Genomic DNA, 25,777 nt, shown 5'->3' on the forward strand with positions numbered 1-25,777 from the left:
TTTTTTTTCGTGATACTCGGGCCAGCGCCGAGCCACCATGATTCCTGCCTTCTCTGTCCGAATGCCTTGCGATGTCCAGTCGGTGAACATCGGCGGGCACACCGTGGTCTTCATCGACGACTTCCTGCAGCAGCCACATGCCCTGGTCGAAGCCGCATGCGCCAGTGCGTTCGAGGCGGCCGGCTCGGTCACTGAGAAAAAGGGGTACCCCGGCGTACGGGCGCCGGCGCCGCTGGCTTACACCCAGGCGCTCACCGCGCTGGCCGATCCGCTGATCAAGGCCAACTTCCCGATCCCGGCGGACTTGCCCGTCAAGGTGGGGTTGAGCGCCTTTTCGCTGACCACCACCGCGCCGGAAGCACTCGGCCCCCTGCAGTGCACGCCCCATTTCGATGCCAGCAGCCCCCACTACATGGCGGTGCTGTTGTACCTGTGCGACTCCCAGCACGGCGGAACGGGCTTCTACCGTCACAACGCCACCGGGTTGCAGCGCATCACCGCGGCCGACCGTGAGCGCTACCTCGACGTCTATCATCAGGAGGTCAACCTCCGCCGCCCGGCCGCCCGGTATTTCGACCGATCGGACGAGCGGTTCACCTTCCTCGGCATGATGCCTGCGCGCTTCAACCGGCTGGTGGTCTATCCCGGGAGTCTGCTGCACAGCGCCTGCATCAATCCGGCCTGCAGCTTGAGCAGCGATCCCCGCCGAGGACGGCTGACGGTGAATACCTTCTATGACTTCTGAGGCCGGCCGGCGACAATCCCGCTCAATGAACCGTCCCCACCCCTCCTTGATCGAGCGCCTGCTGTCCGCCCTGGACACGTCGGCCAGCCAGCCGCTGTACCAGCAACTGCAGCGGGCGCTGCGCGATGCGATCGAAAGCCAGTTCCTGGCGGCGGACGATGCGCTGCCGTCGGAGCGTCAGCTGGCGGCGGACCTGGGGGTGTCGCGCATCACGGTGCGCAAGGCCATCGATGGCCTGGCCGAAGAGGGGCTGCTGGTCAGCCGCCAGGGCTCGGGCAACTTCGTCAGTGCCCGCATCGACAAGAATTTCGCCAAGCTCACCTCGTTCTCCGAGGACATGCGCTCACGGGGCCGCACGCCGCGCAGCGAGTGGCTCAAGCGCACCACCGGCACCGTGTCGCCTGAAGAGGCGCTGAAGCTCGCCTTGAGCCCGGGTTCGACCGTCTATCGCTTCCATCGCCTGCGCTTCGCCGACAACGCGCCGATGGCGTTGGAGTACGCGACCGTGATCGCGTCGGCCCTGCCGGCGGTCGAGGCGGTGAAAGAGTCGCTCTACGATGCGCTCGAAGCCAATGGTCACCGCCCGGTGCGGGCGCTGCAACGCCTGCGCGCGTTGCTGCTGAACGACGAGCAGGCGGCGCTGCTGCAGGCTCAGCCGGGCGATGCCGGCCTCTTGGTCGAGCGCCTGGGCTATCTGCGCGATGGCCGAGCGGTGGAGCTCTCGCAGTCGTTCTACCGCGGCGACACCTACGACTTCATCGCCGAGCTGAGCGCGATCGGCTGATCGCGCTCCGAGGCCGTTCGCGCCGCCCCGCTGGGGGCGGCACGCTGGCTCTCATGGCCGCCACCAGTTGCCGGACACGGTGAGCATCACCTGCAGGCGGATGGCGTCGCCGTAGTAACCAGTGGTGGTGCCGTAGTCACCGCCATTGATCGACGTCCACAGGCTGTTGAGCCAGGTCTGCGCCGCGGCACCGCCCAGCATGGCGTTGACGGCCATCGGCGCGGTGAAGGGCAGATCGTCGTAGCTGCGAAACGATTCGCCATTGGTGCCGTTGAGCACGTAGTAGCCCGCGTCCACATTCGTGGCCACACCGTTGGTCTTGGTGCGGATCCAGCTGGCAGTCTTCTGCTGCGAGGCCAGCAGGCCGGTGTGGCCATCGACGATGTACGACATGGCCAGCCGCCACGGCGTGCGGCAGGCGTTGTAGCTGTAGTCGCCGTCGTGCTGCGTCTCCAGCCACTTGCCGGGCACGGGCTTCCACAGGCCGTTCTTGAGCACCATGAAGTCGGGGACGATGCCGGTGTCCTGGCTGCCGTGGGTGAACTGGTCGTTCACCGCCTTGATGATCGACTGGTGCACCGCGTCCCAACGAGCGCTGTTGGCGCTGTCCCAGCGGGCGAACGCGAGGATGTGGCTGGCCATGAAATCGGACGGCCGCGTGTATTTGCGGTCGGTGCCGCTGACCCAGCTGCCCACGGTCAGGTTGTTCTTCTTCGGGTTGACGTCGAACTTCAGGATGGCCGACATCACCTTGCGAGCCTCCGCGAGGTAGTCGTGGCTGCCGCCCGAGCCCCACTGCACATGGGCCAACAGCAGCGAGTAGGCGACGTCCAGGTCACCGTCGGTGGCCGAGTCGCGGCCCTCCACATCCACCATCTTGCCGCCCTGCAGCGTCTGCTTCCAGGCCATCAGGTCGGCCGATTGATCGGTGGGGTGGTTGCGGAAGTAGCGCAGCATCTCGTCGAACACGGCCTGGTCGTCCATGTAGGCGGCCAGTACCATGCCATAGCCGTGTGCCTCGGAGACGGTCGAGTTCGTGTTGTCGTACTTGATCCAGCTGCCATCGCCGCCGTCGCTGCGCAGATAGCTCGACTTCCACGCCGTGTAGAGGTTGCGCACCGATTGGTCCATCTGCGCCTGCGTCACATGCGTGGGCTTGATCACGCCCGCGGTGTAGCTCACGTGCTGCGGGAACGGGCGGTTGCCGGCGACAGCGGCCGCGCTGGCACAGGCCAGTGCACAGGCCCAGGCCAGGCGGGCCAGGATGGGGGAGGTGGGGCGGAACATGCTCATGGGTCTCCTCATTGTGATGTGGGTGGTGTCACGCGCGGGGCGTCTTCACGTCAGCCAGGTGTGCGGCGGCTGGTGGGCGGGGCTGGCGTGCAGGGGCAGGGCGTGCAGGGGCAGGGCGTGCAGGGGCAGGGCGGTCGCGCAGTCGAAGCGAGCAGCTCGAATCATCGTGGGCTTTCGTTCAGAGTCTCAGTTTCACGTTCCAGCGCGTCAGCCGGGCCACGAGCCATAGCACCAGGGCGGCATACAGCGCACAGAAGAGGATGCCGGCGGCGCCTTGTCGCAGCGCCGACGGCCACGACCACCCGGCCCAACCCATGACGGCGGCGACGACGAAGGGCAGGAGGTAGGTCACCAACGGGTTGTTCGCGGCGGGCTCCACCCAGGCGACCCACCCGCTGAAACCGGCCTGGGTGATGCACCACTGCAGCAGCGCATAGATGCCGATGCAGGCCGAGGCGCTCAGCAGGCACCAACTGGGCGTGGCGTAGATCTTCGAGATCGGGAACCACTGCCGGAGCCACAGCCCGGCGATCAGCATGGCCAGGGCGGCGGCGATGGCGCGCAGGTGGCGCTGCGGCAGCGACAGCAGCAGGTCCTGCTCGTGGTAGATCAGTGCGCAGATCACGCCGGCGAGCACGATGCTGGTGTGGGCGGCATGGGCATCCTGGCTCAGCAGCACCGCCCCGATGCCATGGGCGTCGGCCCCGAGGCTCGCGTGGCCGGCATAGTAGGCCGTGCAAGCGGCCAGCATCAACCACAGGGCCCACACGCGCCCGCGTGCGAGCTGGTACATCATGCAGCCGATCAGGTAAGCCCAACCGATCAGGCCGAGGATGCCCCACCACTGTGGCGTCAGCCCCTGCGTGCCGTCCGGCCCGCCGCGGTACAGGCCGGCCAGCAGCAGCATCAGGCCGACACCGACGCCGCGCAGCGCCCGGTCGGCGGCGGGGCTGGGGGCCCGGTACACCCCCCAGACGAGGCCGACTGACGCGTAGAACAGCAGCGACCAGGCTTCCACCGGCCAGGGCATGGCGGCAGGGTTCACCACACCCTCTTCCGCGTTCACCATGAACACCCCCATGACCACCAGGGCCAGGGCCCGCCAGGCGATGTGGCCCTGCAGGGTCCACCAGCCGTCGCCCTTGGCGATGCGCGCATGGATGGCGAACGGGATCGACATGCCGACGATGAACAGGAAGGCCGGGAACACCGCATCCACGAAGCTCATCGCGTCGGCGTCGGCCGGCATGTGCTTCCACCAAGGCGAGATGCCGCTCACGCCATGCATCTCATTGACCCAGACCATCACCAGGAAGGTGAGGCCTCGAAAGGCATCGATGGGCAGCACGCGCCCGGTCGGCAAGGTGTTCAGCTTGGGCAGCACGGCAGGGCGCGGCAGCGCGGCGGTGGTGGCGATCACAGATGGGCCCTCACAGCGAGACCCGCAGGCCGAGGTAGAACTGCCTGCCGTTCGTGTAGAACGCGCGCGGCTGATCCTTGTTGTCGGCGTAGTACTTCAGCACCGGGTTGTTCAGGTTCAGTGCGTCGAAGGTGAGGGTGAAGCGGTCGTTCAGCTTGTAGTTCAGGCTGGCCGCCAGGTTGGCCTCGGCGTCCATGTACTCATTGGTCGAACGATCGAGGCCGACCAGGAAGCTGGAACGCCAGGTGTAGGCCACGCGGGCGCTGAAGCTGTCGTTCTCGTAGTAGGCCTCGGCGTTGTAGGTGTCGCGCGACGAGCCCATCAGCTTCGCGCCATTGCCCTCTTTGCCGTCGGCGTAGGTGTAGTTGGCCAGCATGCCGAAGCCACCCCACAGGGGCTGCTGCCAGCTCAGCTCGAAGCCTTGGTTGCGGGCGCTCACGTTCACCGGCGACGTGATGTCGTACCACTCCAGCTGCTTGGTGGTCTTGTTCAGCAGCAGGTGGCGCGAGGTGCCGAAGCTCACATAGCTGGGCATGTCCATGTAGAACACGCCGACCGACAGCAACGACTTCGGCGCGTAGTACCACTCCAGCGTCGCGTCGTAGTTGTTCGAGCGGACGGGCTTCAGCTTCGAGTTGCCGCCGGTGCCCGAATGGGTGAGATCGTCCTGACTCGTGATGGCGCCTGCCAACGCGCTGTAGTCGGCGCGGGCCATCGTGCGCGAGGCGGCCGCACGAAGCACCAGATCCTTGCTGAGGTTGAACCGCACGTTCGCGCTGGGCAGGGCATCGACATAGCGGCGGGTCTCCACCACATGGGTGAATGGGCCGAATTCCGAGTCCACAGGTGCCGGGCCGTCGGGTTCGTTGAAGTCCACGGTCTGCCGGGTACCCACCAGACGCAGGCCCACATTGGCTCGCCACTGCTCGCCTTCGAAGTTGGCCATGCCGTAGCCGGCGGTCACCGCTTCATCCACCGCGAGTTCACCGGGCCAGTAAGGCGTGGTCTTGGCTGCGTAGGTCAGCACGAAGTCTTCCACCGCCGGGCCGCGCAGGTGCCACACCCGCGACAGGAAGCCCGGTCCGCCTCCCAGGCCCTTGCCGAAATCGCCAGGGTACTGTTCCCCGTTCCACACGGGCACGGCGCCGCAGCCACCATCGGCCCAGCCGCAGCCGCCGTTGTTGGGGAAGTTCAGCGTCCGCTGGTGCTGGTTCCAGCGCAGGCCGAACTTCAGCGACTCGAACGCGCCCATGTCCATCGCCCACTCGGCGTCGGCCTGGGCGTAGCGCTCCTCGTCGATCACCTTCACGGTGGAGTACCAGGCGCCCAGCGGATAGGCCTGGGTGAAGTCGGTCGGGTCTCCGCCGGGAAACGCCACATCGGCCGGCTTCGACAAGCCATGGGTCTGGTAGGCCATGCCATGCCCCGCCAGTGCCGATTCATAACCCAGGTCGCCAGGCGTTTCGCCGATGCCGTGGGTGTAGCCGGCCTTGCCTGAGAGCTTGAGGTCGTCACTCAGACGCCAGCGGGCGTTCGCATCGACATAGTAGGTCTGCGCCGCCGCACCGGGGCGGTAGATGCGGTCGACGATGCCTGGCGTGGTGAACGGGTCCGCCGGGTTGTAGGCCACCGTCGGGAAGGTCGCCTGCACCAAGGTGCCGTTCTTGACCTGGTAGTGGGTCGGGGCGATGCCGCCATCGATCAAGGCCTGCGGGGCGGCCATGAAGTTGTTGTCGTAGTTGTCGGCTGCCATGTGGGAATAGAAGCCGTTCAGGTCCAGCGTCAGGTTGTCGGCCGGCTTGAACTCCACATCGAACAGCCCCCCCTGGCGCACCCGCTTCTGCTCGAAGTAGGCCGAGCCGATCAGCGAGGGGTAGATCACGCCTGCCAGATCGGGGTGGGCTTGGGCCACGGCACTGTCGGCCTCGATGACGCTGTAGCCCAGGAACTCCTGCCCATCGCGACGTTCGTGGCGCGTTTCGGAGAACACCTGCAGCAGCACGCCTGCATTGCCGGCCTCGTTCTGCCAGTTCAGCAGCGCATTGAACTGCGGGTCGGTCTTCTTCGACAGATCGGCGTAGACGGCCTGCGCCGACAGTTCGACGGTCCATGGCTCCTTGAAGCTCAGCGGATTGCGCGTCTGGATGTCCACCGCGCCCGAGACGCCGCCCTCGGGCAGATCGGCCGTCATGCTCTTGTTGATGACGATGCGGCTGACGATCTCGGACGGCAGCAGCGAGTAGCTGACGCTGCGCCCCACCGCTTCCGTCTGGGCGAGCACGAACCAGTCGCCACTGCCCACCGCGTGGCCGTTGATCAGTGTCTGGGTGAGGCTGGGCGACAGGCCTCGGATGCTGACGCGGTCGTTCTCGGCGAAGCCGCCTTCACCCCCGGACGACGAGCTGATGTTCACCCCGGGCACCCGCTGGATCGCGTCGGCCACGTTCTTGTCGGGCAGCTTGCCGATGTCTTCGGCGGAAATCACCTCGACCACCGAATCGGCCTGCCGCTTGACATTCAAGGATTGCTGGCGCGAGGCGCGGATGCCCGTCACCTCCACCCGCTGCGCGGCTTCTTCCGCCTTGGGCGCATCCTTGGGTGGTTCGGCCGGGGCGGGCGGCGCGGAACCGTCCTGCTGCGCCCAGGCGGCCGGGCCGGCCAGAGCGATCAGCACGGCGGCAGCCATTGGGGTGAGCGGACTGCGGACCAACTTCATGCGAACTCCTTCGATGCCCTCATCGACGACGGTTGCCATTGGAGCCTTGCACCTGCGCCGAGGCCATTCTGAGATGTACTTCGCCGCCCCGGTAGTTCTACCAACGGTCGGCGGTACATCTCTGTCTTGTGCGCCGGCGCGCCATGGCCTGAAATGGGGCCTGTGAAATCGAGGATGTCGATGCTGTCTTTCCTGACCCGCGGCGTGGCCGCGGCCGCCGTGGCGCTGGCCTGCCTACCCGCCCGCGCCCAGGTCACCGAACTGAATTTGTGGGTCATGGCCACCACCGAGCAGCAGCAGCAGGACATGCGCGAGCTGCTCAAACCCCATCTGGCCAAACAGCCGCAGCTGCGCGTCAACGTCACCGTGCTGAACTGGGAATCGGCCTGGGCCAAGATCACGGCCGCCGCCGCCTCCGGGCAGGGGCCCGATGTGCTGGAGCTCGGCAGCACGTGGGTGGCCGCCATCTCGTCGATGGGGGCGCTCGAGCCGCTCAGCGAGGCGCAGCAGCAAGAGGTGGGTGGCGCTTCGGCCTTCTTCCCGGTGATGTGGGGCACGACCCATCGCCACGACGACGCCAAGGTGTATGCCGTGCCTTGGTATGCCGATGCGCGTGCCGCCTTCTACCGCACCGATGTGTTCAAGAAGGCCGGTATCGAGCCGCGTGACGCGTTTGCCAACTGGGGCAGCTTCAAGCAGGCGATGCAGAAACTCAACGGCACCGAGGTGAACGGCAAGAAGATCGCTGCGCTGGGCTACCCTGGCAAGAACGATTGGAACGTGGTGCACAACATGGCACCGTGGATCTGGAACGCTGGCGGCGACTTCCTCTCGGGTGACCGCAAGCGCTCGGCGGTGAACTCGACCGAGGCGGTTCAGGCGGCGCTGTACTACACCGGCCTGGCCGCTGAAGGGCTGGTGCCCGCCAGTGCGCTGGAGAAGGATTCGACCCAGATCGAGAACGGCTTTTTCAATGGCCAGTTCGCGGTGATCTTCTCGGGGCCGTGGATCCTCAAGCAGATGAAGACGCCCAAGGCCAAAGGCGGTCAGTTGGAGAGCCTGGCGGCGCGCAACTTCGGCATCGCGCCGTACCCGGCGGGCCTGAAGGGCAGCCAAACCTTCTTCTCCGGCTCGAACCTGGCGGTGATGAAGTCGTCGAAGCACAAGGCCGAGGCCTGGAAGCTGGCCGCCTTCCTGGCCGGCCGTGATGCGCAGGTGAAGTACAGCCAGATGTCCGGCATGCTGCCGGCTCGGCTCGACGCCGCCAATGACCCGGTGCTCACCGCCGATCCGCACTACGCCGAGTTTCTGGCCCAGGTGCGCAACGGCCGGCACTACCCCTCGGTGGCCGGTTGGGGCCCGCTGGAATCGGTGTACCTGAAGAACCTGGGCAGCATGTTCGACATGGTGGCCGGCGTTCGCGGCAAGTACTCGCCGCTGGCGGTCAAACAGGCACTGGACGCGACCGCGGTCGAGGCGAACCAGGTCCTCTCAGAGTCGAACTGATGGTGCCCCCACGGGCCCCCAGGCCCTGCCCCCCGAGGGGGCTCGCGCAGCGGACCGGCGAAGCCGGATCCGTGCACGCCACAGGATGGTCGGCGGTGCGGCGCACGCCTTGACATGATGCAGACACGGTTTCGCGACACGTTCCCGTGGTTGATGCTGTTGCCGGCGATCGGCCTGATGGCGGCTGTCAACCTGTTGCCGATCGTGCAGGGCTTCTACATGTCGCTGTTGAAGCTCAATCAGTACACCTTGGGCCAGTACCTGGATGCGCCGTTCATCGGGCTCGACAACTACCGCCGTGTCCTGATGGACCCGTCCAGCCCCTTGCGCCACGGCCTGGGGCTGGCGCTGCGCAACACGGTGCTGTTCACGTTGGTGGTGTCCAGCCTGTCGATCGGCCTGGGCCTCGGCCTGGCGCTGCTGATGAACCGCCGCTTTGCGGGCCAGTCGGTCGCCCGCACCCTGCTGCTGCTGCCGTGGGTGGTGCCCAGCTACGTGGTGGGCTGCCTGTGGGGCCAACTGTTCCAGCGCGACACGGGGCTGGTCAATCGCGTGCTGGTGGATGGCCTGCATCTGCTGGACGAGCGCCCCTTCTGGTTGCTGGGATCGAACAGCTTCTGGGCCATCGTCATCCCCACGGTGTGGCGCAATGCGCCGTTGTTGATGCTGATCTTCCTGGCGGCGCTGCAGGCCCTGCCGCGTGAGCCCTACGAGGCGGCCGAGATCGACGGCGCGGGGCGGTGGCAACGCTTCGTGCACCTGACGCTGCCGATGCTCAAACCGGTGATCGCGATCCAGGCGCTGTTCCAAGTGATCGACAACGTCTACTCGTACAACATCGTCTCGATGATGTTCGGCCAGGGGGCCGGCCATCCGGGTGATTGGGCCGACCTGCTGATGCCGCTGCTCACCCGCCAATCGTTCAGCTACTGGTTGTTCGGCCAGGGCGCCGCGGTGTCGTTCGTGCTGATGGCGGTGATGTTGGGCGTCGTGGCGTTGTGGATGCGGGCGTTCCGTCGCAGCCTGGGGCCGGTGGAATCATGAGGGGCGCGCCGCGATGAGGGCCCGCTCTGCCGGCGCGTGGCTGATGGACGCGGCGACGTGGTGCATCGTCGGCCTGATGCTGGCGCCGATCGGCTGGTTGCTGTGGGCGTCGTTGCACTTGCCGGGCGAGCAGGCGTCGGCGGGCGAGGCGGACGGCTCCGCCGGCGAATGGCGATGGCGCAACTATGTGGACCTGTGGCACCAGGTCGACTTCTTCAACTACTTTGCCAACAGCCTCATCGTCTGTGGCGCGGCCACTTTGATCTCGACCGCCTTCGCTGCCTGCGCCGCCTACGCTCTGGCCCGCTTCCAGTTCCGCGGGGCCAAGGCGGTGTCAATGTCCATCACCACCACGCAGGTGGTGCCGGGGATGCTCTTCTTTTTGCCGCTGTACATGCTGTACCGTCACATCGGCGACGAGTGGGGCGTGGCGATGCTGGACACGCGGCATGGCCTGGTGTTTCTGTACGTGGCGCTGTTCACGCCAGCCAGCATCTGGATCATGCGGGGCTTTTTCGTGTCGGTGCCCCGCGAGCTGGAAGAGGCGGCCATCCTGGATGGGTGTTCCCGGCTCGGTGCGTTCGTGCGGGTGGTGTTGCCGCTGTGTGCGCCCGGTCTCATCGCCACCGCCACCTTTGTCTTCTTGCTCGCCTGGGACGAGCTGTTCTTCGCCTGGGTGCTGACGAGCTCGGCCGAGGTGCAGACGATTCCCGTGGGCATCCGCCTGTTCATCAACCAGTTCCAGAACCGGGTCGATCTGATGATGGCGGCCGGCGCGGTGGCGACGCTGCCGGTGATGCTGGTGTTTTTCGCCGGGCAGCGCTACTTTGTGCAGGGCCTCGCGGCTGGTGCGGTGAAGGGGTAGAGCGGCGGCATGAAGGCCGCGGGTGATTCGGTGGGTGGTGTGGCGAATGGTGTGGCGGGTGGTGCTTCGGCTGTCGAAGGGGATCACCGGTTGTTGCACATCGTTGCTGGCGGTGGCGGGCGCTGGGTGACGAAGCGGCCGGAAAATCCATGGGTTGCCCGCTTGCAGCCGGGTGAGGCTGCGTCTACCGGTGAGCCCGGCACGGCCGCCTCACGCCAGCGGCCCCGTGTGGCCGCGCGAGGGCAATGAAGTTTGACCATGAAGATCCTGCACAACCACCTCGGCTACCGCGCGGCGGCGCCGAGCAAGCGTGTGCTGTTGCAAGCCAGCAGTGCGCTCCCCGGCGACCGGTTCGTCGTCTACCACGCCGAAGAGCGCCGTGTCGTGTTCGAGGGCGCCTGGCAGGCCCTGGGCCCCGTCCAGCGCTGGCGCGATTGGCAATACTGGGCCGCTGAGTTCGGCGAACTGCGCGTGCCCGGCCGCTACGTGGTGGCCGTTCCCGGCACCGATCTGCCCTTGCAATCGCAACCGTTTGCAATCGCGCAACGGCTTTACGACCCCCAGCACGTGTCCGACCTGCTGCACTACATCAAGTCGCAGCGCTGCGGGGGCATGTTCGATGCGGCGGACCGGGCCTGCCCCATCCACCGAGACGATGCCGCAGCGCCCGAGCGGCTGGACGTGCACGGCGGTTGGTACGACGCTTCCGGTGATGCGAGCAAGTACCTGACCCACCTCTCTTACGCCAACCACCTGAACCCGCAGCAGACCCCCCAGGTGGTGTGGAACCTGCTCGAAACGCGGTCTCGCCTGGCAGACCCCGGTGTGTGGATGGCCGATCGTTTGGTCGATGAAGCCTTGCACGGCGCCGACTTCCTCTGCCGCATGCTGCACCCCGATGGCTACTTCTGCCAGACGGTGTTCGACCAATGGAGCAAGGACGCCGCGCAGCGCCGCTTGTGCGCCTACGCCACCCAGAAGGGCCACCTGCTGGCCACCGTGCAGGCCGGTTTCCGCCAGGGAGCCGGCAGCGCCATCGCCGCGTTGGCCCGCGCGAGCGATCTGCCGCGCTCGGGGGCCTTCCATCGCAGTGCCTACCTGGCGGCCGCAGAACGTGCGTTCGCGCATCTGGTGAAGCACAACGTGCGCTATTTGCCCGATGGGCGCGAGAACATCATCGACGACTATTGCGCGCTGCTGGCCGCTGCCGAGTTGTGCGCCGCCACCGGGGGGCGTGCCATCTACAGCGCGGCAGTGCGCCACCGCAGCGAGCGTCTGCTGGCTCGCCAGCACGCCGATGGCTGGTTCTGGGCCGACGATGCGAAGACCCGCAGCTTCACCCACGCGGTGGAGGCTGGGCTGCCGTATGTGGCGCTGCTGCGCACGCTGGAAGCCTGCCCGGGTGTGGCCGACGACGATGCCCTTCGCACCGCGCTCGACCGTGGCCTGAAGTGGGAGATGGCGATCACCGCTGAAGGCGAGAACAACCCCTTTCACGTGCCTCGCCAGTTCGTGCAGCGGCCGGGCCAGCCCGGGCGGGTGCAGTTCTTCATGCCGCACGACAACGAAACCGGCTATTGGTGGCAGGGCGAAAACGCCCGCCTGGCCTCGCTGGCAGCGGCGGCACTGTGGAGCCGCCGGGCGCTTCGCCAGCGCCCCGAGGGCCCCCTGCAGGCCTACGCCGATGCCACGCTCGACTGGATCTTCGGCCGCAACCCGTTCGATATCTGCATGATGCAAGGCGCCGGCAACGGCCCCGCGCCCCGCTACGAACCGCGCTACTGGAACGCGCCGGGCGGCGTGTGCAATGGCATCACCGCCGGTCTCGACGATGAGGAAGACATCGACTTCCGCCGGCCCTCGCAAACCGACCCGATGCATTCCTGGCGCTGGACGGAGCAGTGGTTGCCGCACGGCGCGTGGCTGATGCTCGCGCTCGCGTTCGCACAGGCCTGAACGCCACCAACGGGCGGCGCGCGTCGCGGGCCTGGGGACCGACACCCATCATGCCTTCCCGCCCGCCATTCCTGGCTTGCCTGGTGGCAACGCTTGTCGCGCTGTGCACCCTGTCCGCCTCGGCATGGAGTCAGCCGACCGGCCGACAAGGTGGCGCCGACGAGGTGGCTAGTTGTGAGGCGTCAAGACGTTGTGACCTGAAGAGCTGAGTCTGGAGATAGGCGGCAAGCCGCCGATTCCGCTGTGAGGGCGATGGCAGTTGTAGTGGTGCTGCCACTGCGCGAGCGCCTCGGTGCGCTGGGCGGAGTTCTGATAGATCCATCCATAGGCCCACTCGCGCAGGGCTGATTGGATGAATCGCACGGCCTTGCCGTTGGTCTGCGGTCGGTAGGCGCGCGTGAAGCGGTGTTTCACGCCCAATTCTTCGCAAGCGGCCCGGAACAGCTTCGAGCGGAACGGCGATCCGTTGTCGGTCAAGAGCCTTTTCACGCTCACGCCCAACTTGGCGTAGTACGCCACCGCGTTTCTGAGGAACGCGACGGCCTGCTCCTTCGTCTCGTCGGGATGCATGGCCGTGAAGGCCACACGTGCGTGATCGTCCACGGCGACGAACAGCATCTCCCAGCCGGCGCCATCGACGCTGTCGCTGCGGTTGCCGGTCACCCGATGGCTTGGGCGGACGATACGTCCGAGCTTCTTCGTGTCGATGTGCAGCAAGTCGCCCGGCGCTTCATGCTCGTAACGCACCACCGGTTCTGCGGGCTCAAGGTCACTGAGCTTGGACAGTCCGGCTCGCGCCAACACTCGACTGACCGTGGATTCAGACACTCCAACGCTGCGAGCAATGCGGGCCTGGGTCATGCGGCGCTTGCGCAGTTCCACGATGAGCATGGCCTTGGCCGAGGCGATGGTTCGCGGCGAACGCGCAGGCCTCGAAGAGGCGTCGGCCAGGCCCTCTTCGCCCTGACAAAGATAGCGAGTAAACCACTTCCTGGCCGTCGCGGCGGTCACGCCATGCGCCGCCCCAAGCCTGGCTCGCGCTGGCTCCGGCAAGCATCTGGTGGACCTTCTCGAATCGGCGCGCGTACGTCAATCGGGCATGCTTATGGGTGTTCATCTGGTGCGGCGTCTTGGGTTGATCGCGTGGTTTGGCGACTCCAGTCTCTCAAACCCAACCCGGATGAACACCGGATACAACCCATTGAAGCTTCACAACTAGTGGCCGATCATCACCGCTCACCGCCCTCCAGGAGAACCCGTGAAGACTTATGACATTGAAGTGCAGCGGCTGAAGTCGGCCCGCCATGACAAGGGCGTGATCGAGCTGGGCGTCGACGCGCTCGTGCTGCCGCGCCAGGCCCGCGACGAAGGCCAGCCCACCAGCTCGGTGCGCCTGCCCGTGGAACACGCGCGCACCCTGCTGATCCTGCTGAAGCAGCAGATCGCCGAACTCGACAAGCTTCAGCCACGCAGTCGGCGCTCAGGCCGCGCCTGACACGTCCCGCTCGCGGCGTTCATCCCAACTCACCCGGCTTGCCCGGGCCACCGATGCCGAGCAACGCCGCCGCCACAATGTCAGGATGAGCAGCACGACGACACCCGATTGGTCCACCCCGTTCGAGCAGGGCAACCGCAACCAGACCACCACCTGGCAGGCCTGCATCGAGTTTCACCAGCGCCTGGCCGCGGCGTTCCCGCAGTGGTTGAAGCTGGAAGAGGTGGGCCGCTCGGACGGTGGCCTTCCGATCCATCTGGGCGTTTTTTCCCCAGAAGGGCTCTTCGACCCCGAGCGCGCCCGGGCTGAAGGTCGCCCCGTCTTTTTCAACAACAACGGCATCCACCCTGGAGAGCCTGAGGGCATCGACGCCTGCATGGCGATGGTGCGCGATCTGTGCCTCGATCCGGCACGCCGTGCGGCCCTGGGGCGGGTGGTGCTGATCTACATCCCCGTCTACAACGTCGACGGGGCAGTGAACCGCGCCAACACCAGCCGCGTGAGCCAGAACGGCCCGGAGGCGTTCGGCTTTCGTGGCAACGCGCGCCACCTCGACCTGAACCGTGACTTCATCAAGGCCGACAGCCTGAACGCCCGCACGTTCGCCAAGGTGTTCACCCGCTGGGACCCGGACGTGATGGTCGACACCCATACCTCGAACGGTGCCGACTACCAGCATGTGATGACCCTCATCCCCACGCAGCCTGACAAGCTGGGTGGCCACACCGGGCAGCATCTTCGCGAGGAGATGCTGCCGGCGCTGTACGCCGACATGGCCGAGCGGGGCTTTCCGATGTGCCCGTATGTGAATCCGGTGAAAGAGATCCCCGACGACGGCATCGCGGATTTCCTGGACACGCCACGGTTTTCCACCGGCTACGCGGCGCTGCACCACACGATCGGCTTCATGCCCGAGACGCACATGCTCAAGCCCTTCGAAGCGCGCTACCACAGCACTCGCGCGATCGTGGAGGTCGCACTCGCCTACACCGTGGCACATGGGCCGGCCATTCGCACGGCGCGGGCTGCCGATCGCGCGGCGCTTCAGCCCGGTGCCGCGGTGGCCCTGGACTGGACGCTCGACACGAACCGCCCGCGGCCCTTCCGGTTCAGCGGCTTCCGCGCGGTGTATGAGCCGAGCCGTCTGGGCCGCTACATGCGCCTGCGCTACGACCGCAGTTCACCCTGGCAGAAAGACATCCCGTACTTCGACCGCTACCTCAGCACCGCCAGCGTGCAGGCCCCGCGCGCCTACCTGCTGCCCCAGGCCTGGCACGATGTGGCGCAGCGCCTGGCCGCCCATGGGGTGCCGATGCAACGGGTGGCCCGCACGGGCACGGCGCGAGCTGAAGCCTATCGTGTCACCCGGGTTCACAAGCGGCCGGTGCCCTTCGAGGGGCGTCATCTGCACGCCGAGGTTTCGGTTCATGCCGAGCCGACGCAGGCCCGCATGGTGGAAGGCGACTGGGTGATTCCGCTCGGGGGCGCGCTCGACCGGTTCATCGTTGAGGTGATCGAGCCCCAGGGCATCGACAGCTTCTTCCGCTGGTCCTTCTTCGACAGCGTGCTCGATCGCAAGGAGGGCTTCAGCGACTACGTCTTTGAAGACGAGGCCGAACGCCTGCTGGCCGACGAGCCCGGGCTGCGCGAGCGCTTCGACGCCTGGAAACTCGCCCATCCCGATCTGCTCGGCGATCGCGACGCGGTGCTGACCTTCCTCTACCACGCCTGCCATCGCTACGCGGAGCCGGAGTGGTGCGTTTACCCGGTGCTGCGCCTGCAGGAACTGCCGGACGGGCTCAGAGGTTGAGGTGGCAGGCGGCGTGTCTAGTGCAGTGTTTGATGCTGGGCGGAACTGAAGAAAACCGATGGGTTTGGTCGTCTGGCGAGGCGCAAACCACAGCGATGCCCGGTGGCATCGCGAGGATTTGCAACGACGCCAGGCGGCCAAAGGCACGGTTTTGTGTTCCGCACGGCGTCGAACACTGCACTACCTCACGGTGCCGCCACGCCATCAGCCCTGGCGCTGGGCGGCCATCTCCCAGCCGTGTTCGTCCTCGCCGAGGATCACGAAGCCGAGGCGGCGGTACAGACGCTGCGCAGGGTTGTTTTGCAGCACCTTGAGTTTCAGGGCCACGCCGGCTTGATCGGCCTCGTCGATCAAGCGGCTGACCAGCGCGCCGCCGATGCCCCGCCCCTGGTGGGCGGGCATCAACTGCACCTGCAAGATCCACCACACCTCGGGCTGACGCCAGAGCTTCCACAAGCCGGCGGGCTCGCCGCCCACCTCGATCACTTGCGCTTCGTCCCAGTGGCTGCGCACCCGCTCTTCCATCTCGGCCGCCGTCTGGACGATGCCAGCCGCCCGATGGTGCGGATCCATCGCGATCTCGCGCAGCCGCAGCAGGAACGGAACATCCGCTTCCTGTGCCGGCCGCAGCGTGAACATCGGTGCCAACGCGGGAGCGGTGGCCCCCGCGTGGGTCAGTTCAGGCGTCGGGCTGAGGGAACTCACACGGCTGCGAGCGCGCGGGCCAGTTCGTCCTGGAGGTCTTGCACGTCTTCGATGCCGACAGACAGGCGGATCAGGGTGTCGCCGATGCCGAGCTTGGCGCGCTGTTCGGCGGGAATGGAGGCGTGGGTCATGATGGCGGGGTGCTCGATGAGGCTCTCGACACCCCCCAGGCTTTCGGCCAGCGCGAAGAGCTCGCAGCTCTCCAGAAAGCGACGCGCTCCGGCGAGGTCGCCCTTCAGTTCGATCGAGATCATGCCGCCACCTGAGCGCATTTGCCGCCTCGCCAAGGCATGCTGCGGGTGGCTTTCCAGGCCGGGGTAGTGCACCCGGGCGACTTGGGGCTGGGCCTCCAGCCATTGGGCCAGGTGCAGCGCACTTTGCGAATGCCGTTCCATTCGCAGTGCCAGCGTCTTCACGCCACGCAGTGCCAGGAAGGCGTCGAACGGCCCGGCGATCGAGCCGATCGCATTGTGCAGAAAGGCCATCTGCTCCGCTATGGCCGCATGGCGCGGCTCGCGACCCACGACCGCCACGCCGCCCACCACATCCGAGTGGCCGTTCAGGTACTTGGTGGTGGAGTGAACGACGATGTCGAAGCCCAGCTCCAGCGGGCGCTGGCCCCAGGGGCTGGCAAAGGTGTTGTCCGCCACCGCCAGCAGGTTGTGCTGACGCGCGATGCCGGCCACCGCCTCCAGGTCGATCAGCTTCAGCAGCGGGTTCGACGGTGTCTCGACCCAGACCATCTTGGTGTTGGGGCGGATCGCGGCTTGGATCGCGTTCGGATCCGTCATGTCGATGAAGCTGAACTGGTGCGCGGCGGTGCGGCGACGCACCCGCTCGAACAGCCGGAATGTGCCGCCGTACAGGTCGTCGCTGGCGATGATGTGGGCGCCGCTGTCCAGCAGCTCGAGCACCGTGGACATGGCCGCCAGCCCAGATGCGAAGGCGTAGCCGCGCTGGCCGTTTTCCAGGTTGGCGATGCAGCGCTCCAGGGCCTCCCGGGTCGGGTTCTGAGAGCGGGAGTACTCGTAACCTTTGTGCACCCCGGGGCTGGACTGCACGTAGGTCGAAGTCGCGTAGATCGGCGGCATGATGGCGCCGGTGCTGGGATCGGGGTGCTGGCCCCCGTGGATCACCCGCGTGGCGAAGCCGAAGGCGTCGTAGTGCGTTGACTGGTTGCTCATGCGAGGTTCCTCCGCAGGTGGTTCAGCAGGTCGAAGCGGGTGATCAGACCATAGAAGCGGTCCTTGTCGGCGACCACCGCCACGAGGCCTTGGCGCAGGGTGGCCGTCAGAGCCTGGATGCTGGCGTTCGGGGCGAGTGTCTCCACGCGTTCGCTCATTGCGCTCTTCACGGTTTCGCGGAACTGCGAGGCATCGGAGTTCACCCGCAGCAGCAGGTCAGACTCGTCGAGCAGGCCCACCAGCTTGCCTTCCACCAGCACCGGCAGTTGAGAAATATCGGCCGCCCGCATGCGCTGGAAGGCGGTCAGAAGCAGGTCGTCCGGTGCGACGCTGATCACGGCATCGTCTTCCATCCGGCGCGAGATGAGGTCGCGCAGGTCGCCGACCACCGATCGCTTCAGCAGGCCTTGGTCGAACATCCAGGCGTCGTTGTAGACCTTGGACAAGTACCGCGTGCCGGTGTCGCACACGAAGGTCACGACGCGTTGGGGCGTCGTCTGGGCGCGGCAGTGGCGCAGCGCTGCCGCCACCAGCGTGCCGGTCGACGAGCCCGCGGCAATGCCCTCGCGCTTGAGCAACTCGCGTGCGGTGCTGAAACTCTCGGCATCGTCGATCGTGTAGGCATGCTTCACACCCGAGAGATCGGCGATCGAGGGGATGAAGTCTTCACCAATGCCTTCCACCGCCCATGAACCGGCCTGGCCCACCTGGCCGGTGGCGATGTAGTCGCACAGCACCGAGCCCTTGGGATCGGCCAGCACAAATTCGGTGGCGGGGTCGACGCGATGGAAGTAGCGCTTGAGCCCGGTCAGGGTGCCGCCGGAACCCACCCCGCACACGATGGCGTCGACACGGTGGCCCATCTGCTGCCAGATCTCGGGGGCGGTGGTGGTTTCGTGCGCCAGTGGATTGGCGGGGTTGTTGAACTGGTCGCTGTACCAACTTCCGGGGATCTCCTGGGCCAGCCGTGCTGCCACGTCCTGGTAGTAGGCGGGGTGGCCCTTGCCCACATCCGATCGGGTGATGTGCACCTCGGCGCCAAGCGCCTTCAGGTGCAACACCTTCTCGGCGCTCATCTTGTCCGGCACGACCAGGCAGACCTTGTAACCCTTGGCACGCGCGACCAGCGCGAGCCCGAGCCCCGTGTTGCCGGCGGTGGCCTCGATCACCGTGCCGCCCGGCTGCAAGCGACCGTCGCGTTCAGCCGCCTCGATCATCGCCAGGCCAATGCGGTCTTTGATCGAGCCGCCGGGATTCTGCGATTCCAGCTTCAGAAAGAGCTGGCAGCAACCAGTGTCGAAGCGCTTGACCTCCAGCAGTGGGGTGTTGCCGATCAGGTCGAGCACCGCGGGGCGCGCGCCTGAATCCATGGGGGAGTCCGAAGGGTGTCTCATGTGTCTCCTGGGGTGCTGTGGCCTGGGGGCTGGTGGCCCCGAGGCTGGCTGGGATGCGCGGATCGCGCGCAGGGAAAGCCAGCATACGCCGTGCCGGGTGAGGCACGGTATGCGCTCAGCGCATATGGGGAGACAGCAGGGTCTTGGCCGATTCAGCCGGTGTGGCGTGCCCGCCAATGAGACGGCGGCATGCCCAGGCGGGCCGAGAACACGCGCGAGAAATGCGCTTGATCGGCGAAGCCGCAAAGGCTGGCGATTTCGCCCAGAGGCAAGCTGGGCTGGCCCAGCAACTGCAGCGCCAGCTCGATGCGCCGCTGCAGCAGCCACTGGTGCGGCGGCTGGCCCGTGGCAGCGCGAAAGGCGCGCGCGAAATAGCTGGGTGACAACTTCAGTTGCGCGGCCACATCGGCGATCGAGATCGACAGGCCCAGATGGGCGCGCATCCAGTCCGTGGCCTGGCGCAGTTGCCAGGCGGCCAGTGCGCCCGGCCGCGACGCCACGGGCACGTCGACGTGTCGCCGCCAGCCCGGATCGCGCCGTGCGGCCGTCCAGGCGGGCGCCACGGCTGCCGACGCGGCGCCGTCGCAGTGGGTATGGAGATCCGAGGTGTGGAGGTCGTCTTGGCGCATGGTCATCTGGCGCCAGATCTTCCCGGCGGGCGCTGCTTTGCGCCAGCCGGACGGCCACTTAAGAAAGATCACCCGGGTGACTAGGTGGAATCACCTGGGTCGACCGGCGGCGGGCCTGCGGAAATGAGTGCTGGCCGCCTCTGAACGCGCCTCGCGGTCAACCCGGCTGCGACTGCGCGGCGTTGCCCTGCGGCAGGCTTCGCACGAGCTCCGACAGCAACCGCGTGGCCTGCCGCTGTAGGGGTGTTGCGCGCTTGTGTGCGGGCGTGGCCAGGCACAGCACACTGATCACCGCCGGCTCGACGATCGGCCGTGCCACCAGCTCATCGGCCCGTCCCGAGGCCAGCACCGCGCTGGCGTTCAGCACCGCATGGCCGTAGCCGGCGCAGACGAGATCGATGATCGCGGCGATGCTCGAAACCTCCCAGGCGATGTTGAGCGTCAGTCCGGCCAGGGTGGCCTGGGATTCGATCAGGCGTCGGATCACATGCTGGCGTTCGGGCAGAACCAGTGGGTAACGCGCCAGCGACTTCATCGGCACCGTGCCACGGGTGCGGCCGGCCTCGCCCTTGGCTGATGTCACCAGGCACAGAGGTTCTTCGAGCAGCGGCTGGAGGCTGAGGTGGGCGGCGGCTTCCGGGTTGTAGACGAGGCCGAGGTCGATCCGCCCTGAGGCCAGCCATTCGGCCACATGCGACGACAGGCCCTCGACGATGGCCAGCCTGGCTTTGGGCAGCTGACGCTGGAAGCCATCGATCAAGGGCAGTGTGAGCTGGCGGCCGATGGTGGGGGGCAGCCCGATCGTGATGCGGCCGACCGGCTCATCGCGGCTCGCGCCCATGTCTTCACGGGCCTGGGCCACCTGGTTGAGGATGACCACGCTGTGCTCGAACAGCCGCTGCCCGGCTTCGGTGAGCGTCACCCCGCGGCCGTTGCGTACCAGCAGCGTGTCACGCAGTTCGACCTCCAGCGCCCGCACCTGACGGCTCAAGGCGGGCTGGGCCATGTCGAGCGCCAGCGCGGCCTTGCTGAAGCTGCCGAGCTCGGCGACGCTGACGAAGTATTCGAGTTGCTTGAGGTTCATGCGAGGGCGCCCGATGATACGGCGCACCCTCGGATGCCTGAGCCTGGCTCAGGGCTTGGGTGACCCCGGCTGAAAGTACAGCGCTGCCTGGCTTTCGATTGACTCGCGCGCCGCCGGCGAGAGGTACCAACCCAGCGGCACCAGATCGCCATTGTCGAGCTGGTCGTAGAACAGCGGCGCCGGCGCATCAGGTTGCTGGGCCAGCTCGGCGGCGAGCGCTGCCGGGGCCTGGCGGCCATGTGCACCGATGCCTGAGACGTTGACCAACGCCACCGCCGGACCGAGCAGGTCGGCCAGCAGATCCAGCCGATGGCGATTGGCCGGGCGAAGCAGGTCTGCCTTCAGTTCTGCGTCACTGGGGTGAACGCGGGGGTCCAGGCAAGGCACGGGGGGGCCGTCTTTCGGCGCACGTTCGCAGTCGATGCGGGGCTGACCATTGCGGATGAGGATGAGCCGCGCCTTCCAAGGCGGCGGCAACCAGCCGCGAAGGCTGCGCCACAGATCGGCCAGGGTGGCCGTGCCGCTGTTGTCGTGGTAGCCCCCGTCGGCCAGATGGCCGCGCGTTCGGTCCTGGCCGGGCTCCGGTGGCAAGGCGGCCAACGGGTTGATGAATGGAAAGCGTGCGGAGGTGTGGGCCGCCGTGATCAAAGGCGGCCACGCGCCGAGCTCGGTCACCAGATCGTGCGAACTGGGCAGATCCATGCCGTCCAGCGTGCCCAGCACCGCTCGATTGCCCGATTCGACCCAGGTCGAGTTCAACAGCATCGGCGGTACCCCCGGGGGATGGCCATCACTGCTGGGCACGTCGCCGAGCGAATCGCCCAGGTGGCCGAACTGGCGGATCCATTCCCGCTCGAACGGTTGGGCCCGGCTCAGGTGCACGCAGCCTGGCTGGCTGCAGGCCAAGTCCAGCGGGCCGAGCTTCATCGTCGTCGGCAGCACGCGGGCAAATGCGTCTTCGAACAGCAGGCCGCCGATCAAGGGCGATAGGCCATCGAGCCGGCGGAAGCCGGATTCGACACACTCGCGCACCGAGTAGCTGCGTGCGACCGGTGTGTCGTCTGCAGGGCCTTGCGTGGGCAGTGCCGGGTTCACGGGCGATGCGGGCACGATGCCGCTGCCGGCGCCCGACCGGTCACGCACGTGGGCCAGGCAGGCGCGGTACACCGCGATGCCGACCGACCCGCCCGATACGCCGCTCAAGGCGGCGATGCGCTTGTCGATCGTCGGGTCGGCGTCGTGCAGGCGGGCCAGGATCTGGGCCGTCCAATAGGCGCTTCGGATGCCACCGCCTTCTGCGGCGATCAGCAGCACCTCGGCTTGTTCGGGCGGTGGATCGGCGGGCAGTTGCAGCACCCAGCCTCCGAGCACCTGTCCGGCAGGCGGCCGGGGGCTGGCGACGCGGTTGTCAGAGCGCGCCATCAGTGGCGCACTGCTTGCATCCACCGCCTTCAGCGCCAGGGAGGCGAAAACAGCCAACAACGCCGCGAGCACGCCTCTCATCACGTTGAAACGTGTCGTGCTCCAGTGGGCGAAAAACCGCTGGCCCTTGTCGTGCCGGTAGCAAAAGAGCAGCCACTGAGCCGCCCCCAGCAGCACCAGCACCAGCAAGGCGTTCACGCCGTGCCAACGCAATGTGACCAGGTCTTCCCAACGGGGGGCGGTGAGCGGCAGCCGGTGGTTGTCCGACCAGCCCAGTGCGGCGAACAGGGCCACCACCAACAGCAACAACAGGCTCCACGCCACCGCACGTCGTTGTTCCACCAAGGTCAAGAGGCCGGCGACGCCCAGCCACCAGTTGAGCGCCAGCGCCAGCAGGGCGATGGTGGCCGGGGCCTGGGCGGTCACGTCGGGCCGCCACGCCATGACGATGCGCAGCCCGGTCATCAGCAGCAGCGCGACCAGTGGCCAGATCACGGGGTGCGCGAGCGGCCACATCCAACGCGACAGCCACTGAGCGGCGGGCTTCATCCACGAGACGGTCCGGCGCCTGCGCCTCAGGCAGGGGGGGCCGCTGTCTTCGGCGGCGAAATCTGCCTGCCGCTTCTGCAGCACCGCCGAATCGCCCCACAGCAGGCGATAGAAGTCGGGCTCGCTGTTGTAGTACGCCGCCAAGCTGGCCAGTGGCAGGCGTCGGCGCAGTTGCAGCAGGAAGAAGCCGGCGGCGAGCGCGAAGCCCCCGAACCCGATCAAGCCGAGCAAGGTGCCGCCCAGCTGCTCGGCGACGGTGCCGGGCTTGGCGGTGCGCAGGCCCGCCGTGATCGCATCACCGACCGTGTAGGCCACCAGGCCTGCCACCATCACCAGCGGCACCAGCGAGAGGGCTCGCGCCCACCCGCGGGCGAACGCGCCCACGCTCGCGGCCACCTCGGGGCCACCGCCCAGTACCAGTCCCGGCCGCTGCACCATGCCTGCCAGGCGGGTCCACAACCAGCACGAGTAGGCGAGCATGGCCACCGAGACGGCGCACAGGCCTTGCACCAGCTTGCGCCACCACAGCGCGCCGGCCGTGGCAGCCGGGTCGGGGTAGGCCAGGCCGAGCAGCACGTCGCGGCATTGGTCCAGCACCAGTGTGAAGGTGCCGAACATCGCCAGCACCACGATCACGTAACGGCTGCGCCCGATGACGCCACCCACACCGGCCCGCCAAGCGGCCCGCTGGCCGGCCTCAGTGCGTTGGCGGTCTTGCGTGAGATCGAGGTCGAGCCCGAACCACCAGATCACCGCGCCCGCCAGGATGGGCAGCAGGGCGAGCCCGATCAGCGCGGGCTTCGCGGCATGGGCCCAGGCTGCCGGTGCGGCCAGTGCCGATTGGGCCGCCGCCCGGCACGCCGAGGTTTCGTCCACCGCCACGATCAGCGCCAGCGTCGAGACCAGGCCCGCCGCCACGGTGCCGAGCCCGCGACAGAACAAGCGGTTGCGCTGGATCGGCGCTGCAAGGGCCCATCGCCACAGCACGACCAGCAGGGTCAATCCCACCGCGAGGCTCACCGCGGCCGCCGCGCTGCTCACGCCCAGGCGCACCGCGCCGGCCCAGTTCTCGATCAGGTCGACCAGCACCAGCAGGCCCACGCTGACGGTGCTGGCCCACGGCAACACGCGCGACAGAATGCGCGCCAGCAGGCTGGGGCCCGGCTGCAGTGCTTCGTGCAGGCCGCGTCCGGCCGCGAGGAAGAGTGCAGCGTACAGGGGCACGAACAAGGCGCTGTCTGCCAGCACATAGGCGGCGGCACTTCGCCAGCGCAGGGCGTATTGGCACCACAGGTTCACGGCGGCGGAGACGCTGTCCGGACGCGTCCAGCCCAACAGGTCTTCGATGCCGTAGCCCGAGGGCAGGCGCAGCGCGAATTGCAGGGTGGCGAGCGTCAGCGCAACGATGCCGGCGCCCGAGGCCAGCCAGGCGAGCGGGGCGATCGAAAACGCAGACGGGTCTGCCTCACGCCCAGGCGGTTGGGCCCTGCTGCTGCCTTCCGCCACTGCCATCTGCTGCTCCTTCACGCCACGGTGGGCGCGAGCATAGACGGCTGCTCACCGCTTGCCATCCCCTCGAAGGGGCATGGCAAGGCCGTTCAGTTAGGGGCGCGCGGCGTGAAGATGGGGGCCGAGGCGCCGCTGGCCGGCGGCATGGCTGCGGCTGGCGAGTTCGAAGGGTAGGGCGACGCGGCCGTGGCTGACGGCGCCGTGGATGCGGGCGGCACGGTGGCCGCCGAGGTGGCATCGGCCGGACGCGCCGGCGAGGCGATCGGCGGCGGCAGGCGCGGTGCGGTGGCCTGGTGCTCGGGCATGTTGGCCGGGGCGCGCGTGACGCGCGTGCGGCCACCGGTGGTGACCAGCAGCACCCGGTCACCGGGTGCCAGCGCTTCGGCGCCTTTGCCCTGGACGACCGATCGCTGCTCTCCATTGCGCATCTGGACGATGATCTCCCAGGCCTGCTCGCGGGTGGCGTCGCGCTCGATGGCATTGCCGATGACGGCGCCGGCCACGGCACCGATCACGCCGCCGACGGCGCCGTCCCGGTAGCCACCGATCGACGAGCCGGCGATGCCGCCGACCACACCACCGGTCACGGCACCGGCGCCGCTTTGCTGGCCGTCCACCGTCACCGGACGCATCGTGAGGATGGTGGCTTCCTGCACGCGCGACATGCGCTGAGCATGGTACGGGTGGACGACATCCGGGCTCGCGGTGACACAGCCCGTGAGTGACGAGACGGCGGCGACCGCGGCGGCCAGTGTGGCAGCAGACAGCAAGGAGCGCTTCATGGCAGCAGGTGTGGGCAAAGGATGCATGGCCAACGGCAGCACGGGCAGGGCCGTTGACACCGCTTGATGCAAATTCTGAGTATCCCGGGCGGCGGAAGTTCGCCAGGCGGGTAAAGAACTGTGAATCGGCCGCGGCCCGCAGCGCTTCAGTCGTGCAGGCGGCTGTTGCGCGGGACGCTGGCGAGCAGGAAGTCCATCTGGTCGGACAGGATGCGCCGACCGCGCAGGATCATGTCTTCGTGCAGGCTGGGCACATAGGGCAGGTAGATCAGGCTCATGTGCGCCTCTTCTGGCAGACGGTTGCCTTTGCGGCCATTGCAGCCGCGGCAGGCCGTGATGCAATTCATCCAGGTGTCTTGCCCGCCGCGAGAGACCGGCACGATGTGCTCGCGGGTGAGATCGTCGAAAGCAAAGCGGTGGCCGCAGTAGGCGCACATGCCGCGGTCGCGAACGAAGAGCTTCGGGTTCGTCAGCGCCGGTGATTGGCGCCAGGCCCGTGAGGGGACCGCGCCGCGCACGGCAATGATGGGATGCACCTCGATGCGCGACTGCAGCCCGGTGGCGCGCTGCACGCCGCCCCGCAAGACCTGGCACGCATCACCCAACGTCCAGGCGATGCTGTCGCTGGCATAGAGGACGGCGGCTTCGCGTACCGTCATCCATGCCTGGGGGCGGCCGGACACATCAAGCTGCAAGACCTCCATGACTGGGGCACCTTCGCTTCACCCGGAGCGGGTTCAACTCGCAGCATAGCGCTGTTGCGTGACAAGTCTCAACTGCGGGGTTCAGTGGCACGCTCCACCGCAAGGCGGCAGACCATCGGGAAAACCCGTATTCGGGCGGGCCATGCTGCAGCATCTAGGCCACCGACCCTAGAAAAAGTCG

19 protein-coding genes and 1 pseudogene are annotated in these 25,777 nt (G+C 67.4%); 8 read left to right on the forward strand and 12 right to left on the reverse strand.

Going from position 1 to position 25,777, the window contains the following annotated elements; genetic code table 11:
* Positions 1 to 37: 37 nt before the first annotated feature.
* Together AACH06_RS13205 and AACH06_RS13210 are read left to right on the forward strand one after the other, a co-directional pair.
* Entirely contained in the window at positions 38 to 745 is a 708-nt protein-coding gene (locus tag AACH06_RS13205) for a DUF6445 family protein (protein WP_341426162.1), read from the forward strand.
* A gap of 25 nt (positions 746 to 770) precedes the next feature.
* Entirely contained in the window at positions 771 to 1,529 is a 759-nt protein-coding gene (locus AACH06_RS13210; RefSeq protein WP_341426163.1) for a GntR family transcriptional regulator, read from the forward strand.
* A gap of 51 nt (positions 1,530 to 1,580) precedes the next feature.
* Here the strand turns inward: AACH06_RS13210 and AACH06_RS13215 are convergent, their stop codons facing one another.
* From AACH06_RS13215 to AACH06_RS13225, 3 genes are all read right to left on the reverse strand, one after another.
* Complete coding sequence (locus AACH06_RS13215) at positions 1,581 to 2,822, reverse strand: family 8 glycosyl hydrolase (protein WP_341426164.1); 1,242 nt, start codon at positions 2,820 to 2,822, stop codon at positions 1,581 to 1,583.
* 178 nt (positions 2,823 to 3,000) lie between these two features.
* Positions 3,001 to 4,242: a DUF5009 domain-containing protein gene (locus AACH06_RS13220; RefSeq protein ID WP_341426165.1), complete on the reverse strand. Its 1,242-nt coding sequence runs from the start codon at positions 4,240 to 4,242 to the stop codon at positions 3,001 to 3,003.
* 10 nt (positions 4,243 to 4,252) lie between these two features.
* Entirely contained in the window at positions 4,253 to 6,958 is a 2,706-nt protein-coding gene (locus AACH06_RS13225; RefSeq protein WP_341426166.1) for a TonB-dependent receptor, read from the reverse strand.
* 180 nt (positions 6,959 to 7,138) lie between these two features.
* Here AACH06_RS13225 and AACH06_RS13230 point away from each other — a divergent pair, with 180 nt between their 5' ends.
* The 4 genes from AACH06_RS13230 (at position 7,139) to AACH06_RS13245 (ending at position 12,329) form a co-directional block, all read left to right on the forward strand.
* Positions 7,139 to 8,464: an extracellular solute-binding protein gene (locus AACH06_RS13230; protein WP_341426167.1), complete on the forward strand. Its 1,326-nt coding sequence runs from the start codon at positions 7,139 to 7,141 to the stop codon at positions 8,462 to 8,464.
* A gap of 117 nt (positions 8,465 to 8,581) precedes the next feature.
* On the forward strand, positions 8,582 to 9,508 hold the full coding sequence (locus AACH06_RS13235; RefSeq protein WP_341426168.1) for a carbohydrate ABC transporter permease: 927 nt from the start codon (positions 8,582 to 8,584) through the stop codon (positions 9,506 to 9,508).
* Between the two features lie 13 nt (positions 9,509 to 9,521).
* Positions 9,522 to 10,373, forward strand: a complete 852-nt coding sequence (locus tag AACH06_RS13240) for a carbohydrate ABC transporter permease (RefSeq protein ID WP_341426169.1) — start codon at positions 9,522 to 9,524, stop codon at positions 10,371 to 10,373.
* 258 nt (positions 10,374 to 10,631) lie between these two features.
* Positions 10,632 to 12,329: a glycoside hydrolase family 9 protein gene (locus tag AACH06_RS13245; protein ID WP_341426170.1), complete on the forward strand. Its 1,698-nt coding sequence runs from the start codon at positions 10,632 to 10,634 to the stop codon at positions 12,327 to 12,329.
* Between the two features lie 168 nt (positions 12,330 to 12,497).
* Here AACH06_RS13245 and AACH06_RS13250 read toward each other — a convergent pair.
* Positions 12,498 to 13,446: pseudogene (locus tag AACH06_RS13250) on the reverse strand (IS481 family transposase).
* A gap of 141 nt (positions 13,447 to 13,587) precedes the next feature.
* On the opposite strand from AACH06_RS13250, the gene AACH06_RS13255 reads away from it, so the two are divergent.
* A complete protein-coding gene (locus tag AACH06_RS13255; RefSeq protein ID WP_341426171.1) occupies positions 13,588 to 13,824 on the forward strand; it encodes a hypothetical protein in 237 nt (78 codons plus the stop codon).
* Positions 13,825 to 13,909: 85 nt separating this feature from the next.
* Positions 13,910 to 15,634: a M14 family zinc carboxypeptidase gene (locus AACH06_RS13260; RefSeq protein ID WP_341426172.1), complete on the forward strand. Its 1,725-nt coding sequence runs from the start codon at positions 13,910 to 13,912 to the stop codon at positions 15,632 to 15,634.
* 204 nt (positions 15,635 to 15,838) lie between these two features.
* On the opposite strand, the gene AACH06_RS13265 is transcribed toward AACH06_RS13260, so the two are convergent.
* The 8 genes from AACH06_RS13265 to AACH06_RS13300 all read right to left on the reverse strand — a co-directional run bounded on the left by AACH06_RS13265 (position 15,839) and on the right by AACH06_RS13300 (position 25,596).
* Positions 15,839 to 16,339: a GNAT family N-acetyltransferase gene (locus tag AACH06_RS13265; protein ID WP_341426173.1), complete on the reverse strand. Its 501-nt coding sequence runs from the start codon at positions 16,337 to 16,339 to the stop codon at positions 15,839 to 15,841.
* Positions 16,336 to 17,523: a trans-sulfuration enzyme family protein gene (locus AACH06_RS13270; protein WP_341426174.1), complete on the reverse strand. Its 1,188-nt coding sequence runs from the start codon at positions 17,521 to 17,523 to the stop codon at positions 16,336 to 16,338. Before AACH06_RS13270 ends, AACH06_RS13265 begins: the two co-directional genes overlap by 4 nt.
* Positions 17,520 to 18,893 carry a pyridoxal-phosphate dependent enzyme gene (locus AACH06_RS13275; protein WP_341426175.1) on the reverse strand — a complete coding sequence of 458 codons (1,374 nt, stop codon included), beginning with the start codon at positions 18,891 to 18,893 and terminating at the stop codon, positions 17,520 to 17,522. Before AACH06_RS13275 ends, AACH06_RS13270 begins: the two co-directional genes overlap by 4 nt.
* Positions 18,894 to 19,069: 176 nt before the next feature.
* Positions 19,070 to 19,546 carry a helix-turn-helix domain-containing protein gene (locus AACH06_RS13280; protein WP_341426176.1) on the reverse strand — a complete coding sequence of 159 codons (477 nt, stop codon included), beginning with the start codon at positions 19,544 to 19,546 and terminating at the stop codon, positions 19,070 to 19,072.
* 157 nt (positions 19,547 to 19,703) lie between these two features.
* The gene (locus AACH06_RS13285; RefSeq protein ID WP_341426177.1) at positions 19,704 to 20,630 is read right to left on the reverse strand and encodes a LysR family transcriptional regulator; all 927 of its coding nucleotides are present in this window, start codon (positions 20,628 to 20,630) and stop codon (positions 19,704 to 19,706) included.
* Positions 20,631 to 20,678: 48 nt separating this feature from the next.
* Positions 20,679 to 24,113: a hypothetical protein gene (locus tag AACH06_RS13290; protein ID WP_341426178.1), complete on the reverse strand. Its 3,435-nt coding sequence runs from the start codon at positions 24,111 to 24,113 to the stop codon at positions 20,679 to 20,681.
* An 86-nt stretch (positions 24,114 to 24,199) separates the two neighbouring features.
* The gene (locus AACH06_RS13295; RefSeq protein ID WP_341426179.1) at positions 24,200 to 24,892 is read right to left on the reverse strand and encodes an outer membrane lipoprotein; all 693 of its coding nucleotides are present in this window, start codon (positions 24,890 to 24,892) and stop codon (positions 24,200 to 24,202) included.
* 146 nt (positions 24,893 to 25,038) lie between these two features.
* A complete protein-coding gene (locus tag AACH06_RS13300; RefSeq protein ID WP_341426180.1) occupies positions 25,039 to 25,596 on the reverse strand; it encodes an HNH endonuclease in 558 nt (185 codons plus the stop codon).
* Positions 25,597 to 25,777 lie beyond the last annotated feature (181 nt).

The sequence above is a fragment of the Ideonella lacteola genome, from assembly GCF_038066555.1.
In the GTDB taxonomy this organism is placed as follows: domain Bacteria; phylum Pseudomonadota; class Gammaproteobacteria; order Burkholderiales; family Burkholderiaceae_C; genus Ideonella; species Ideonella lacteola.